General features: G+C 64.4%; 14 protein-coding genes. 9 read left to right on the forward strand and 5 right to left on the reverse strand.

The window, feature by feature from the left end; all coding sequences use genetic code 11:
* Positions 1-103: 103 nt before the first annotated feature.
* The 3 genes from K7H93_RS10875 (at position 104) to K7H93_RS10885 (ending at position 3,208) form a co-directional block, all read left to right on the forward strand.
* On the forward strand, positions 104-1,291 hold the full coding sequence (locus K7H93_RS10875; protein WP_010235085.1) for an aromatic ring-hydroxylating oxygenase subunit alpha: 1,188 nt from the start codon (positions 104-106) through the stop codon (positions 1,289-1,291).
* 154 nt (positions 1,292-1,445) lie between these two features.
* A complete protein-coding gene (locus K7H93_RS10880) occupies positions 1,446-2,804 on the forward strand; it encodes an aromatic ring-hydroxylating oxygenase subunit alpha (protein WP_230783618.1) in 1,359 nt (452 codons plus the stop codon).
* On the forward strand, positions 2,801-3,208 hold the full coding sequence (locus K7H93_RS10885; protein ID WP_230783619.1) for a nuclear transport factor 2 family protein: 408 nt from the start codon (positions 2,801-2,803) through the stop codon (positions 3,206-3,208). The genes K7H93_RS10880 and K7H93_RS10885 overlap by 4 nt, the downstream gene beginning before the upstream one ends.
* 33 nt (positions 3,209-3,241) lie before the next feature.
* On the opposite strand, the gene K7H93_RS10890 is transcribed toward K7H93_RS10885, so the two are convergent.
* From K7H93_RS10890 to K7H93_RS10900, 3 genes are read right to left on the reverse strand one after another with little or no spacing between them, the layout of a single operon-like run.
* Positions 3,242-4,018, reverse strand: coding sequence for an SDR family NAD(P)-dependent oxidoreductase (locus K7H93_RS10890; protein ID WP_054527009.1), 777 nt, complete (start codon positions 4,016-4,018; stop codon positions 3,242-3,244).
* Positions 4,015-4,818, reverse strand: coding sequence for an SDR family NAD(P)-dependent oxidoreductase (locus tag K7H93_RS10895; RefSeq protein ID WP_230783620.1), 804 nt, complete (start codon positions 4,816-4,818; stop codon positions 4,015-4,017). Before K7H93_RS10895 ends, K7H93_RS10890 begins: the two co-directional genes overlap by 4 nt.
* Positions 4,815-5,597 carry an SDR family NAD(P)-dependent oxidoreductase gene (locus tag K7H93_RS10900; protein ID WP_230783621.1) on the reverse strand — a complete coding sequence of 261 codons (783 nt, stop codon included), beginning with the start codon at positions 5,595-5,597 and terminating at the stop codon, positions 4,815-4,817. The genes K7H93_RS10895 and K7H93_RS10900 overlap by 4 nt, the downstream gene beginning before the upstream one ends.
* A gap of 151 nt (positions 5,598-5,748) precedes the next feature.
* Between K7H93_RS10900 and K7H93_RS10905 the strand changes: the two genes are divergently transcribed.
* On the forward strand, positions 5,749-7,182 hold the full coding sequence (locus K7H93_RS10905) for an aromatic ring-hydroxylating oxygenase subunit alpha (RefSeq protein ID WP_010235095.1): 1,434 nt from the start codon (positions 5,749-5,751) through the stop codon (positions 7,180-7,182).
* Positions 7,179-7,979 carry a ThuA domain-containing protein gene (locus tag K7H93_RS10910; protein WP_230783622.1) on the forward strand — a complete coding sequence of 267 codons (801 nt, stop codon included), beginning with the start codon at positions 7,179-7,181 and terminating at the stop codon, positions 7,977-7,979. The genes K7H93_RS10905 and K7H93_RS10910 overlap by 4 nt, the downstream gene beginning before the upstream one ends.
* 27 nt (positions 7,980-8,006) lie before the next feature.
* On the opposite strand, the gene K7H93_RS10915 is transcribed toward K7H93_RS10910, so the two are convergent.
* Positions 8,007-9,104: an acyl-CoA dehydrogenase family protein gene (locus K7H93_RS10915; RefSeq protein ID WP_230783623.1), complete on the reverse strand. Its 1,098-nt coding sequence runs from the start codon at positions 9,102-9,104 to the stop codon at positions 8,007-8,009.
* A gap of 127 nt (positions 9,105-9,231) precedes the next feature.
* Between K7H93_RS10915 and K7H93_RS10920 the strand changes: the two genes are divergently transcribed.
* On the forward strand, positions 9,232-10,005 hold the full coding sequence (locus K7H93_RS10920; protein WP_029140296.1) for a helix-turn-helix transcriptional regulator: 774 nt from the start codon (positions 9,232-9,234) through the stop codon (positions 10,003-10,005).
* A gap of 15 nt (positions 10,006-10,020) precedes the next feature.
* Here the strand turns inward: K7H93_RS10920 and K7H93_RS10925 are convergent, their stop codons facing one another.
* Positions 10,021-11,631 carry a GMC family oxidoreductase gene (locus tag K7H93_RS10925; RefSeq protein WP_230783624.1) on the reverse strand — a complete coding sequence of 537 codons (1,611 nt, stop codon included), beginning with the start codon at positions 11,629-11,631 and terminating at the stop codon, positions 10,021-10,023.
* A 127-nt stretch (positions 11,632-11,758) separates the two neighbouring features.
* Here K7H93_RS10925 and K7H93_RS10930 point away from each other — a divergent pair, with 127 nt between their 5' ends.
* The 3 genes from K7H93_RS10930 to K7H93_RS10940 are packed head-to-tail and all read left to right on the forward strand — an operon-like array spanning position 11,759 to position 14,505.
* Positions 11,759-12,154, forward strand: coding sequence for a Zn-ribbon domain-containing OB-fold protein (locus tag K7H93_RS10930; protein WP_230783625.1), 396 nt, complete (start codon positions 11,759-11,761; stop codon positions 12,152-12,154).
* Positions 12,151-13,296 (forward strand): thiolase family protein, encoded by a 1,146-nt coding sequence (locus tag K7H93_RS10935; RefSeq protein WP_230783626.1) that lies wholly within the window; start codon positions 12,151-12,153, stop codon positions 13,294-13,296. The genes K7H93_RS10930 and K7H93_RS10935 overlap by 4 nt, the downstream gene beginning before the upstream one ends.
* A complete protein-coding gene (locus tag K7H93_RS10940; protein ID WP_230783627.1) occupies positions 13,297-14,505 on the forward strand; it encodes an acyl-CoA dehydrogenase family protein in 1,209 nt (402 codons plus the stop codon). It begins immediately after the preceding gene.
* The last annotated feature ends 6 nt before the right edge of the window (positions 14,506-14,511 follow it).

A 14,511-nucleotide genomic window follows, 5' to 3' on the forward strand; every position in this document is an offset into this window, starting at 1 on the left:
TAGCAGCCGGGCGAAGGGCGGCACCTGTTACCTCTCCCAGCTTGTCCACGTGCGCGTAGGGCGGCACTGTGGCTGGCAAAACCATAAAGGCTGGAGAGACCCCATGGGCAAGATCGATCGCATTGCGAAGGTTGGCGACGTCGCCGAAATCATGCTCGATTATGTCGAGAACAAGAAGACCCACCAGACCTCCGAGGTCATGCGGGTCCCGGCGGCGGCCTATGTCGATCCCGAACAGTACCAGCGGGAGATCGACCTGATCTTCAAGAAGGTGCCGCTGATGCTGGCCTTCACTGCGGAAATGCCCGAGCCGGGCGACTACAAGGCGATGGATGCGGTCGGCATGCCGGTGCTGATCGCGCGCGACAAAAAAGGCGCCGTGCGCGCCTTCCTCAACGTATGCGCCCACCGCGGTGCGCCCGTTGCAGAGGCCGGGCGCGGCAATTGCTCGCGCTTCACCTGCAAATATCACGCGTGGACCTACGGTCAGGACGGCAAGCTCCTGGGCGTGGCGGAAAAATCGCTGTTCGGCGATGTCGACAAGCAGGACCGCTCGTTGCGCGAACTGCCGTGCGAAGAGCGTGCGGGGATGATCTTCGTCAGCCTCGACCCGGAGGCAACGATCGATCTCGACGAGTACTTCCAGGGTTACCTCAATGATTTCGCCGATCTCGACCTTGGCAGCTGGACCTATATGGGCAGCCGCGAGATCGAAGGCGCGAACTGGAAGATCGCCTTCGACGGCTATCTGGAAGGCTATCACTTCGGGTCGCTGCATCCCGAGACCATTTTTCCGCGGACCCCATCCAACCGGATGCATTACGAGGCGTTCGGCCCGAACCTGCGGATCGGCTTCCCCCACCATGCGATCGCAGAGAAGCTGCGCGAGCATCCGCGCGACAAGTGGGGCGAACAGGAAAACAACGGGTTCGACTTCGTGCGCATCCTGTTCCCCAATGTCTCCGCCTTCATCGCGCCCGAGATCACCCAGATCGCGCAGCTGTTCCCCGGGCCGACGCCCGACAAGAACCGCACCGTGCTCAACTATCTGCGCCGCGAACCGATCAAGGACGATGCGGATCGCGAGGCGGTGGAAGGGGCGATGAACTTCTTCCGCAACGTAACCTACGAGGAAGACTATCTGATCGGGATGGAAATCCAGAAGGGCCTGGCTAGCGGCGCGCACGAAGACCTGGTCTTCGGCAAGAACGAGCGCGGCAACCAGTACTTCCACGAGTGGGTCAACTGGTATCTCGCCAATGATCCGGACGCGCCCAAGCCCGAGCTTTAGGGGCAGGGGCCGGGCGGGCCGCTCGCGTCCGCATTATCCGGCGCTAGCTGGATAAACGGTTAGTGGCCCAGCCTGCCCAAACGACGCATCAAAGGGAAAACGGGCAAACCCCGACAAGCCGGACCGCTACGAGTCAGGACATGAAGAGGACGCTATGAACATCGAGAAGGGCATCTCGCGCTATTCCGAAGGCTTCGATCAGGAGGTGCGCGGCGACACGATCACCGCCGATCGTTACACCTCCAGGGAGTGGCTGGAGAAGGAATTCGCCAACCTGTGGCCCAAGGTCTGGCACCTGGGCGCGGTGACCGCCGAACTGGAGGAGGAAGGCGACATCGTGCGCCACAACTTCGCCAATGAATCGGTGATCATGGTCAAGCAGGCGGATGGTTCGATCCGCGCCTTCTACAATGCCTGCCCGCACCGCGGGAACCGGCTGGTTCTGGGCGATGTCGCTGCGGTCGATCGGATCGTGTGTTCCTACCACGGCTGGCAGTTCGATCCGGCGGGTACGCTGGTCGAAGTGCAGGACGCGGACGATTTTCCCGGCGGCAATCCATGCGGCAAGGTCCACCTGACCGAACTGCGCTGCGAGACGTGGGGCCCGTTCGTGTTCTGGTGCATGGACGAGGACGTGCCGCCGCTGCTCGAATGGCTGTCCCCCTATCCTGAGCGGCTGGAGGGATATGGCCTCGAAAACTGGGTCAGGGTGCTCAACATCTCCGCCGACGCGGAGTTCAACTGGAAGATCATCCGCGACAATTTCAACGAGAGCTATCACCTGCCCACGATCCATCCCGAACTGGCGACCTTCATCAATGACGGCCTGCCGGACACCGTGTTCGAGATGTACGATAGCGGCCACAACGCGATGTGGATGAAGGGCCATCAGGCGACCACGCGCCAGCACTTCGAAGCGGTGCCGACCCCGCTGGACGAGATTGCCCGGCAGTGGGATGTCGATCCGGACGAATACGAGGGCCGGCCGGCGGAAATCCGGGAGGCGATCATCGAGGCCAAGCGGCGGCTGGGGCCGGGGCGTGGTTTCACCAATTACCATCAGATGTCGGACCAGCAGCTGGTCGACTATTTCCACTGCACGATGTTCCCCAACCTGACACTGACCATGTCGCCCGAGCAGTGCCAGATCCTGCGCACCGAACCGCACCCGACCGACCCGGCCAAATGCGTGTTCCAGCACTGGTGCCTCTATCCGCCGGTCGAAGGTATGGAGACCGTGGTGACCCCGGTGGGCGAACTGCCGCTGCGCCATGATGCCGAGGCGCGTCATTCGGTCTATGGCGATGGCCAGTCGCTCGGCTTCGTGGCCGATCAGGATCTCTCCATCGGGACCACGCAGCAGCAGGGCCTCAATTCGCGCGGGTTCAAGGGCTGCATCCTGACCCACCAGGAAAAGCGCATCCAGCGCTTCCATGAACTGCTCAACGACATCGTCCTGGGCGGGCCGACCGAGCCGCAACAGCATTTCGGCGGCATGGACAAGGCGAAATGAGCGGAACCGGGACCGAGGAACGTCTCGCCCTGCAGGATATGCTGGTCGGCTATTGCCGCGCGATCGACCGCCGGGCGAGCGCGGACGATGCGGCCGCCTACTACGCCGAGGATGGCGTGCTCGACAATTCAGCGGTTGGCGCGCCCGTTGCCGAAGGTCGCGCGGCGGTACGCGCGATGATCGACGGCATGTTCACGAGCATGGCCTCCTTGGAGCACTACCTGTCCAACTTCCTCGTCGAGACCCGCGATACGGAGACCGCGCAGCTGAGCGCCTACGTGGTCGCGCATGGCATGCCGAACGGGGGCGATGCCTTCTCGATGCGCGGTGCCTATGCCGTGGATGCGAGCAAGGTCAATGGAACCTGGCGGATAGCACGACTGACCTTCACGCCTTTCGGCTGAGGGGCCGGGCCGCTCGCGCGGCCCGGTAGCCGATCAGGTGAAGACGTAGCCGCCGTCGATGTTCAGTTCCTCGCAGGTCATGAAGCTGGCTGCGTCGGAGCAGAGGAAGACGACCCCGCCGGCCAGTTCGTCGGGTCGGCCCATCCGGCCGATCGGGTGGCGCGTGGCGACATTGGCCAGCGCGGTGTCGACGTCGGGGGCAGCGCCCAGCTCGACATAGCGGGCCGCGATCGAGCGCATCATGCCGGTATCGATCCCGCCGGGATGCACGCTGTTGACGCGGATGTTGTATCCCAGCGCGGCGAACTCCGCGCCGGTGCACTTGCTGAGCATCGCGACCGCGGCCTTGCTGGTGCAATAGGCCGCGTTGAACGGCGCGCCGCGCTGCCCGCCGACGCTGGAGAAGTTGACCACCGCTGCGCCGCTCTCGCGCCGCTTCCCGCCTGCCTTAAGCATCTCCATCAGCGCCTGCGTGCCGATCACGATGCTGTCGAGATTGACCGAATTGATCCGGTGAAACTCGCTCAGCGGCGTCTCCTCGAACGAGGCCACGGTCGAGATGCCGGCATTGTTCACCAGCGCATCGAGGTGGCCGAACTCCGTTTTCACGAAAGCCGCGATCTGCTGCCAGTCTTCCGGCTTGGAGACATCGTGGCGGAAGTAGTGGTCTGCCCCGCTTTCGTCGGTATCGGCCAGATCGCTGGCGATCACGGTGGCACCTGCCGCCTTCATTGCCTTGACGACTTCGCGGCCGATGCCGCCGTTCGCGCCGGTAACCAGCGCGACGATTCCTTCGAGTGCAATTGTCATTGTGCGGTCCATCCCCCGTCGATCACCATTTCCGAGCCGGTCATGTAGCTGGCGTCCGGCCCCGCCAGAAAGGCGATGCCCGCCGCAATCTCGCGCGGCTGGGCGAGCCTGCCCATCGGGGTCGCGGCATTCATCGCGTCGACCAGATCCTGCGGCTTTTCGGCCACGCCCTTGTCGACCCAGCGCTGGAAACCTGCCTTGAGCAGCGGCGTCTCGACGAAGCCGGGATGCACCGAATTGGCGCGGATCGGCATGCCCTTGGTCGCGAACTCGATCGCGATGCCCTTGGTGAACAGCCGCACCGCGCCCTTGCTGGCGTTGTAGGCGGAGACTTCGGCATAGCCGACCAGCCCCATGATCGAGCTGACGTTGACGATGCTCGACCCGCCTTCGACCGCGCTGCCGCTTTCAGCCATCAGCGGGACGAAGCGCTTGGTGCCCATGAAGACGCCATCGACATTGATCGCCATGATCCGCCGCCAGTCTTCCAGCTCGAGCGTCTCGACCGCACCGGTCAGGTCGATCCCGGCATTGTTGACCAGGATGTGGCACGCACCGTGCGCCTGCTTGACATGGTCGAGCGCGCGCGCCCAGTCGCCTTCGTCGGTCACGTTGGCCTGCACGTAGCCGACCCTGTCGGCCAGATCGCCAAGCAGGTCGTGCGCGTCGCTTTCGGAATCGAGATCGCTGACGATCACGGTTGCGCCATCGTCAAGCATCCGCGCGGCAGCCGCATGGCCGATTCCGCGCAGGCCCCCGGTGACGAAAGCAACGCGGCCCGCGAGCCTGCCCGCGCTCACAGCCCCATCATCCCGGCGGTGCTGGCACCGTCGATGGTCAGGTCTGCGCCGGAAATAAACGCCGCCTCGTCCGATCCGAGGAACGACACCAGGGCCGCGATTTCCTCGACCTCGCCCATGCGCTTGAGCGGGGACATGCCGGCGTAACCGGCACGCATTGCGTCGGGGTTTTCGTTGCTGGCGATCAGGTTGGAAATCAGCGCAGTCTCCACCACGCCGGGCAGGATCGCATTGACGCGGATCTTGTAGCCCTGGTTGCCGCAATGGATCGCAGCGGATTTCGCCAGCGCCACCACCGCCGCCTTGGTCACCGAATAGGCGACGAAATTGCCCATCGCGCGGTTCGCGTTCATCGAGGAATTGATGATGATCGAGCCCGTCGGCCCATCGGGATTGTCGCGCATTGCGCGGATCGCGTGCTGCACGGTCAGCATCACGCCGGTCTGGTTGACCGCGAGGATGCCGTTCCACCCGTCGAGCGAAATGTCCTCAACACTGCCGTCGCCGCGTTCCATGCCGGCATTGGCAAAGGCGATGTCCAGCCGGCCATGCGCGTCGCGAATCTGCGCGATCACATCGGCCCAGCCGTCCACATCGGAAACTTCGTGGCGGATGAATGTTGCGCCGGTCAGCCCCGCGATCTCGCTGCCGGCGTCTTCGTTGCGACCGGTGAAAAATACCTGCGCCCCATCGCTGCGAAGGCGCGCGACGGTGCCCGCGCCGATGCCGCTTGTCCCGCCGGTAACCAGCGCGACCTTGCCTGCCAGCCGTTCAGTCAAATCCTACTCTCCCATTTTCTTATTCAGGCGATCCTGCCGCGCACGCCATGCTCTGTAACCTATGATTTCGGCAAGGTGACGACATGGGCCTCGGTCGGCATTACGGATGCAAACGAGAAGCCGCACGCAGACGGCACGAGAGGACACTGACATGGCCGAACAAGATCCGCAGGTAGCACCCGGCCAGGATCGCAGCGAAGGCGATACCTGGGTCGATTTCATGAAGCGCGATTCGCGCGAGGTGCCCGATTTCCTGATCGAGGAAAGCTACGAATATCGTGGCTCCGAACCGATCCCGGCGGAGCGTTACACCAGCGAGGAATTCGCCCGGCTGGAGCGCGAGCGGATGTGGCCTTACGTGTGGCAATTCGCCGCGCGCGAGGAAGACTTGCCCGAACCCGGCGATTACATCGTTCACGAGATTGCCGGTCGATCCTGGCTGGTCGTGCGTCAGGAAGACGGATCGGTCCGCGCGATGCACAATGTCTGCCTGCATCGCGGCCGCAAGCTGCGCACGGAAGATGGCAGCGCGCCCGACGGTTTTACCTGTCCGTTCCACGCGTTCTCGTGGAACAAGGACGGCAGCTTCAACAAGGCGCCGTGCCAGTGGGATTTCCCGCATCTCAAGGACAAGAACCTCGACCTGCCCGATGCCGAAGTCGGCCATTGGCAGGGCTATATCTTCATCCGCGAGGAGAAGGGCGGCCCGAGCCTGGAGGAATACCTCGCGCCGCTACCCGATCACTTCAAGCGCTGGCGGCACGACGAATGCGTCACCGTGATGCGCGTGGCGAAGGAGGTTCCAGCCAACTGGAAGGTAACGGCCGAGGCCTTCATGGAGGCCTGGCACACGGTCGTCACGCACCCGCAGCTGCTGCCCTTCACCGGCGACTGCAACGGTGCCTACTGGACTTATGGCGATCACGTGAACGTCAACCTGGTGCCGTTCGGGGTGATGAGCCCGCACGTTGCCGAGGGGCAGGGCGAACAGTGGATCGTCGACGAGTTCATCAAGTATAACGGACGCAGTTCCGACAACTACGACCCCGATGCCGATCCGATGGCGATCGAGGTGCCCGAGGGGAAGACCGCGCGCGAGGCGCTGGGCGACCGGATGCGCGAGGTCTATACCGAACAGACCGGCTACGATCACTCGCACGCGACGGACGCCGAAGTGCTCGATGCGCTGGTCTACAACGTGTTCCCCAACTTCGCGCCTTGGGGCGGCTACATGCCCAACATCGTCTACCGCTGGTATCCCGGAAAGACGCCCGATACCTGCGTGATGGAAGTGCGCGTGCTTGCCCGCGTGAAGAAGGGCGAGCCCAAGCCCGCAGGCGCGCCGCTCAAGTATCTCACTATCGACCAGAAATGGACCGAGGCGCCCGAGCTGGGCGGGCTGGGCGAAGTGTTCGAGCAGGACATGGACAACCTGCCCTACGTTCAGGAAGGCCTGAAGGTGCACAAGACGGGCGAGGTCCAGCTGGGCAATTATCAGGAAATCCGCCTGCGCCAGTTCCAGGATACCATGATGAAATATATCGACGGCGAACTGGGCGGCGCTGCGCCGGGCAAGACCGCATGAGCGATACCGATCACGGACCCGATCCGCTGGCCCACGCGACCGAGGACGACCACCCCCAGCGCATCGACTGCGTGCTGGTGGCCGGCGGGCTCTATCACGATATCGACTTCGCCCGGCTGGAACTGCTCAAGCTGCTGGCCGAGCATCCCGAGATCCGTACCCGCGTGTTCGAGGATTACGAAAATCTCGACGCCCTGCGCGAAGCGGACATGATCATCTCGTATACCTGCGACGTGGTCCCCTCGCTCGCCGCGCAGGAGGTCTTGCGCGACTGGCTGGATGCGGGCGGGCGCTGGTATGCGCTGCACGGGACCAATTCGATCCTGCGCCTGATGGACGACGGCGTGTGGGAGGCCCCGCGCTGGGCCCCGCTGATGATGGACCTGCTGGGCAGCCAGTTCGTCAGTCATCCGCCGATCGCGCCCTATACGGTGACGGTCGCCGATCCCACGCACCCGCTGGTGGAAGGAGTGGAGCCGTTCGAGACCACCGACGAGCTCTACCATCTTGAGACGCACGGCGACCTTCATGTGCTGCTGGAGACCGAGACTGCGGAGGAAGGCACCGGCTTTCGCGAGGCGGCGGATGCGCCGGGCAAACATCCGGTTTTCTATCTGAAGCCGCGCGGGAAGGGCGGGGTGCTTTACAACACGCTGGGCCATTGCCGGGGGCATTACGACCTTCAGCCGCTGGCGCCGTGGTGGCCCACGCTCGATCGCTGTGCGTGGGATCTGCCGGTGTTCTACGACCTGCTGCGGCGGGGTATCGCCTGGCTCAAGGATCGCGAGCCAGCCTGATCTTCAACGCTCCCGGGGAACCCCGGCCTAGCTGGCCAGGGCGAACCGGTCGAGCGCGGCGTCGGGCGCTTCGGGCCAGCGCGACAGCACCATCAGCCGCTTGTGCCCCTGGCCGATCGACAGTTCCTGTGTGATCCCCATCGCCCCGTGCAGCTGGATCGCCTCATGGCCCAGTTCGATCCCCGTTTCCGCGATGAAGGCGCGCGCGCCGTCCAGGCGTTTCGCATAGTCCGACGTGCCCTCGCTCACGATCGCGAAGTCGAGCAGCGACTTGGCCTGTTCGAGCTTGGCGTACAGCGCGGCCATGCGATGCTGGATCGCCTGGAAACGGCTGAGCGGCTGGTCGAACTGCTCGCGCTGACGCAGGTAGTCGAGCGTGTGTTCGAACAAGCGCTCCATGATCCCGACCATCTCGGACGAGCGGGCGAGCGAGGCAGTCTGCTCCACCTGCGCGAGCAGGCGCGCGCCGTTCTCGATCCGCGCGATCGGGCGCACGTCGGTCAGCCGCAGCATGGCCGCCATCGACCCGTCGGCGACCCGCCAGGTTTCGACATCGAGGCCATCGGCATCGGCAGCGACGAGATAGAGCGCGCCGCCGTCGGCGGCTTCGTCATCAAGCGCGCTAACCAGATAGAGATCGGCCCCGCAGCCGCCCATCGTGAACGGCTTGGTGCCCGTGATCTGCACGGTGTCGCCCGCCTTGCGCGCCTGGGTGCGCAGGCCGCTCCAGCCGCCCGGGGCGTCGAATTCGTTGTGGGCGAGGGCTGCACGCTTTGCCCCGTTCGCGAGGGCGTCCGCCCATTGCCCGGCAATCTCGTCCTGCGCGCGCACGAGAATGCCGCCTGCCAGCAGCGCGCAGTCGATCAGCGGCTCAACCGCGAGACCGCGCCCCATGGCGTGATGGATCAGCGAGATCGACGTCGCGCCGAGGTCCAGCCCGCCGGCCTCTTCGGGATAGCTGGCGGCGAGAATCCCCAGTTCCCCCAGCAACGCCCAGTTTCGGGGTTCGAAGCCGCACGGCTGTGATTGATACTCGCGTCGTTCCTCCCCCGCATACTGGTTGTCCAAAAAGCGCTCGGCGACGGCCTTCAGCATCTGCTCGTCTTCCGTCAGGTCGAAATTCACGGTTTCTCCTTCTCCCGTCAGCTGCTCAAAATAGCCGAGCCGCAATCGCGCTGCCTCTCCCCAAAAGGCTAGCTGTGCGAGGTTGCTGGGCGGGGCCGCAGGCCGTATTGGGGGTGTCGGAGAGAACATGTCTGAATTTCAATTGAAGGATCTGGCTTCGGTCAGGATCACCGACCAGGACGACATCCGCCCAGCGGCGGAGGCCCTGCACGCAGTCGCGCTGGAGCGTGGCTATCGCGTCGCCCCGGCGCACGATATCGCCGACAAGCGAACCCCTGTGGACAAGGACGGCAATGTCCTCGCCATGGAGGTGTTCGGCTGGGCGGGTGATGAAAGTGCGTGGTGGCGCAATTCACGGATCGCGCTCGACAGTCCGATCACCACCGCGTGCCGGTTCGAGAACGAACCCTACTGGGTGAACGAGGACGGTTTCCGCACCCGCCTGCCCAACGCCTATCTCGAGAAGATCGACCTCACCAACTTCACCAAGCGGGCGATGACCCGCGCGGCGATCGTGGTGCCGGTGCACATGGCCTTCGGGCGGATCGGCGCGGTCAGCTTCAACCCGCTGGATGAGGACAGGATCGATCTGGCCGCAGATTACGAGGAATATGCCGATCTGTTCGCGATCCTCTCGCGCGCGTTCATCTCCAGCTACACCGTGGTGATGACCTCGCCCGAGCCGCTTCCGGCGGGCTCGCGCCTGTCGAAGCGGGAGGTCGAATGTCTGCGCTGGGCGGCGATCGGCAAGACCGATCTGGAAATCAGCATGATCATGTCGCGTAGCCGTGCGACCGTGCGGTTCCACATGCACAATGCTTCGATCAAGCTGAACGCCGTCAATCGCAGCCAGACGGTCTTCAAGGCCGCGCAGCTGGGTTATATCTCCCAGAACAACTGAGCCCCGCCAGCCGGATCAGGCTCCCATCCGCTCCGCTGCCAGCAGGCCGAGCGCCATTGCCGGTGCATTGGTATTGCCTGTGACATGGCCAGGAATGACCGAGCAGTCGACGACGCGCACACCCTCGACCCCGCGCACGCGCAGGTCCGGATCGACCACCGTATCGTCGCCCGAGCCCATCCGGCAGGTGCCGATCCCGTGCAGTCCGCAACTCGAATAGCGGCGGAAGAAGGCTAGGATGTCCTCGTCGCTGTCGACTTCGCGGCCCGGCAGCATTTCCTCGCCCACCTTGTCGCCCAGCGGTGGCGCGTCCACGAAAGCGCGCATCTTGCGGACCATCGCTATGGCGCTCGCCCGGTCGTGCTCGGTCGAGAGAAAGTTGGGCGTGATTTCGGGCGCATCGTCGAGGTCCGGCCCACCGATCACAATACTCCCCTCGCTGGTCAGGCGCAGCAGCGAGCCATAGATGGTCAGCCCTGGGCGCCGGTCGATCTTGTCGAGCGGGACGGGGTTGTTCTCGTCCCCGACCTCGAAGGTGTAGCCCCCGAGGTAGAACTGCGCATCGGTCCGCCCGTCGGGGTGGTGGACGTTGAGGAACGCGCCGACCTCGAACGGGCCGGTCGCCATGATCCCGCCGCCGGTCAACAGGTAGCGCGCCATCGCCAGCGCCGCGCCGGTTCCGTAGAAATGCCGGTTGGTGCCTTTCCCGCGGTCGAGCCGGTAGGGCATGGAGAGCGAGAGATGTTCGTTGAGGTGCTGCCCGACATGGGGATTGTCGACCAGCGGCGCGACGCCTCGTTCCTGCAACAAGGTGGCATCGCCGATCCCCGAACGCTGTAGCAGCAGGGGGCTTTCGATGGCGCCTGCGCACACGATCACCTCGCCCGCGCACGCGAAATGCCGAAGCTCTCCGTCCACAGCCACTTCGATCCCGTTTGCGCGGCGTCCGTCGAAAGTGATGCGCTGTGCGCGCGCGCCGGTGACCACGGTCACGTTGTCGCGCTTGCGGGCAGGCCGCAGGAAGGTCTGCGCCGCACTTTCCCTTTTGCCCTTGCGGATATTGTGGCTGTAATAGCCGACCCGCGCGCCGGGGCGGGCATTGAGTTCACGCACGCGCGACAATTGCAGGCTTTCACCCGCCGCAATCATGTCTTCGGCCAGCGGATAGGTGAAAATCTCGGGCTCGACATGGACCCGCCCGCCGGAACCCAAGCGGTCGGTCGGGCCATCGGCGTGATCTTCCAGCCGCTTGAAGGCACCCAGCATTGCGGCCGCGTTCCACCCGGTTGCGCCGTGATCGCGTTCCCACGCGTCGTAATCCTCGTCCTCGCCGCGGCTCCAGATCATGCCGTTGACCGAGCTCGATCCGCCGACGCCCTTGCCGCGAATCCAGAATTCGCTGGCCTCGCCTTCCGGAATGCGTGGCTGGGTGACCTTGTAGGCCCAGATCTTGTCGGGATTGGTGACCAGCTTGGCGACCCCCTTGGGCACGCGGTTCCAGAACCCGCTCTCGCCGCCGGCCTCCAGCACCAGCACCCGATGGCGGCCGCTCGCGCTCAGCCTTTCGGCCATTACGCAGCCGCTCGAACCTGCGCCAACCACGATGTAATCCCACTCGCCGGCCATGCCGCTCTCCCTTTTGTGGTGTCATCCCACGCATGGCGGCCTGGTGTGACCTAGCACTTTGGGGAATGGGATAGGCTGCGAAGACACGACTATCGTTGCCTCCAAGATGAGAGGGAAAGAGGTGTCGATGCGCGCGATAGCCGAAGGGCTGTTTACACAGGACGTGCCGCCGAGGCTGATCGGCGGGCGCAATCGCCATACCGGCCGGATCGTGTTTCCCTGTCCGGAAAACGGAGATTTCGAGCCGCATCCGCTTTCGAGCGAGGGCAGCTTGTGGTCGTACACGATCCAGCGTTTCCGCCCCAAATCTCCGCCCTATGAAGGGTCTGAGGATTTCAGGCCGTGGGCGCTCGGCTATGTCGCATTGCCTGGCGAGACGATCGTCGAGGCGCGGCTCGTCAACGTCGCGTTCGAGGATCTGGCGATCGGAATGCCGCTGCGCTTCACGCTCGCGGCCTTGGACGACGAGGCGGAACAGCCGCGCGCGATCCCTGCGTTCGAACCGGTGGAGACCGCAGCATGAGCGATGTGTGCATTATCGGCGTGGGGATTCATCCCTTCGGGCGAACCGACGGGGTCGAAGGGATCGACCAGGGCGTGTTCGCGGTACGCGAAGCGCTTAAGGATGCCGGGGTCGAGTGGCCCGACATCCAGTTCGCCTATGGCAGCTCGGATGCGGCGGGCAATCCCGATACGATGGTCGAGCGGCTGGGCCTCACCGGGGTTCAGTTCATCAATGTGCGCAATGGCTGCGCGGCGGGCGGATCGGCTCTGTTCAGCGCGCAGATGGCGATCAAATCGGGTGATTTCGACCTCGGCATCGCGGTCGGCTTCGACAAGCATCCGCGCGGCGCTTTCGATGCGAAGCCCGCCGAATACGGCCTGCCTGACTGGTATGGCGAAGCCGGCTACATGGTCACCACGCAGTTCTTCGCGATGAAGATTATGCGCTACATGGAACTGCACGGCATCTCGCGCGACAGCCTGGGCCGCGTGGCCGAAAAGGCGTTCTGCAATGGTGCCCACGCGCCCCACGCGTGGCGGCGCGAGCCGATCGATCTGGAGACGATTCTCCAGGCACCGATGATCAGCGATCCCTACAGCAAGTACATGTTCTGCTCGCCCGCCGAGGGCGGGGTCGCGCTGATCCTGGCGAGCGAGCGCAAGGCGCGTGAACTTGGCTGCAAGCCGATCCGGCTGAAGGCGGCGACGATGCGGACCCGCCCGCCGGGCAGTTTCGAGGTCTTCGCCCCGTCGATCGATATCGAACGTGGTGGAACCGCCACCGCGCTGGCCAGTGCGGCGGCGTTCGAGGCGGCGGGGATCGGTCCGGACGAGATCGACATCGCGCAATTGCAAGACACTGAAGCGGGCGCGGAAATCATGCACATGGCCGAGAACGGCTTTTGTGCCGACGGCGAGCAGGAGGCCTGGCTGGCCGAGGGGGCGACCGCGATCGACGGACGGCTTCCGGTCAACACCGATGGCGGCTGCATTGCCTGCGGCGAACCCATCGGGGCGAGCGGCCTGCGGCAGGTCTACGAAAATGTCATTCAGCTGCGCGGCGATGCCGGGGCGCGACAGGTGCCGGGCGATCCCAAGACCGCCTACAGTCATGTCTATGGCGCACCCGGTGTTTCCGCCGTGACGATCCTGGAGCGATAGATGGATATTGCGCTGACCGAAGAAGAAGAGCGCTTCCGCAGCGAGCTTCAGGAGTGGCTGAAGGCCAACCTCACCCCCGAGCTCAAGCGCGGGGCGAGGCTTTCGCCCGGTGTCTTCGCAGAGCCCGACGTGGCGGTTCCGTTCATGGCGAAGCTCAACGAAGAAGGCTGGCTGGCCTACCAGTGGCCCGAGGCGCATGGCGGGACCGGCTGGTCCGCGACCAAGAAGTATATCTTCGAAAAGGAACTCGCGCTCGCAGGCGCGCCCAACTCTGCGGTCATGGGGACCAAGCTGGTCGCGCCGGTGCTGTGGACCTTCGGCAGCGATGCGCAGAAGGACTATTACCTTCCCCGCATTCTCTCGGGCGAGGACTACTGGTGCCAGGGTTTCTCCGAACCCGGTTCGGGTTCGGACCTCGCCAGCCTCTCGTGCCGCGCGCGGCGCGACGGCGATAAATACGTGGTCGACGGATCGAAGATCTGGACCACCCATGCGCAGTTTTCCAACCGCATGTTCGCGCTGGTCCGCACCGATAACAGCGGCAAGAAGCAGGCGGGTATCAGCTTCCTGCTGATCGATCTCGACACGCCGGGGATCAGCGTGCGCCCGATCCACAACATCGCCGGCGATCACGATGTGAACCAGGTGTTCCTCGAGAATGTCGAGGTGCCGGTCGAGAACCTCGTCGGGGAAGAGGGCGCGGGCTGGGCCATCGCCAAGTTCCTGCTGGAGAACGAGCGTGGCGGATCGTGCCATGCGCCCAAGCTGGGCCATGCGCTCGACGTGATCGAACGGGCGGCAGCCGACATGCCCGATAGCGCTGGCGGTACGCTGGCCAATGATCTCGCCTGGCGGCGGCGGGTCGCGCGGCTACGGTTGCGGCAGGAAGCGCTCGAAATGATCGAGCTCAAGATCCTCGCCAACGTTGCCAAGGGGCGCGATCCCGGTCCGCAGACCTCGCTCACCAAGCTCATCGCATCCAGCCTCAACCAGGACATCGATCTCCTGGCGGTGGATCTGTACGGCCCGCGCGCCTTGCAATTGCCGGTCGAGAGGCCGCTATACGGCGAGGATGTGCCCGAGCCGATCGGATCGGAGGACGCGCAGGTTGCGATGGCACGCTATCTCAATAGTCGTGCCTGGAGCATCTTCGGCGGCACCAACGAAGTGCAGTCGACAATTATAGCAAAAACCGTGCTCGGCATGTGAGCGCGA

The sequence above is a fragment of the Citromicrobium bathyomarinum genome (assembly GCF_021021475.1).
In the GTDB taxonomy this organism is placed as follows: domain Bacteria; phylum Pseudomonadota; class Alphaproteobacteria; order Sphingomonadales; family Sphingomonadaceae; genus Alteriqipengyuania; species Alteriqipengyuania bathyomarina.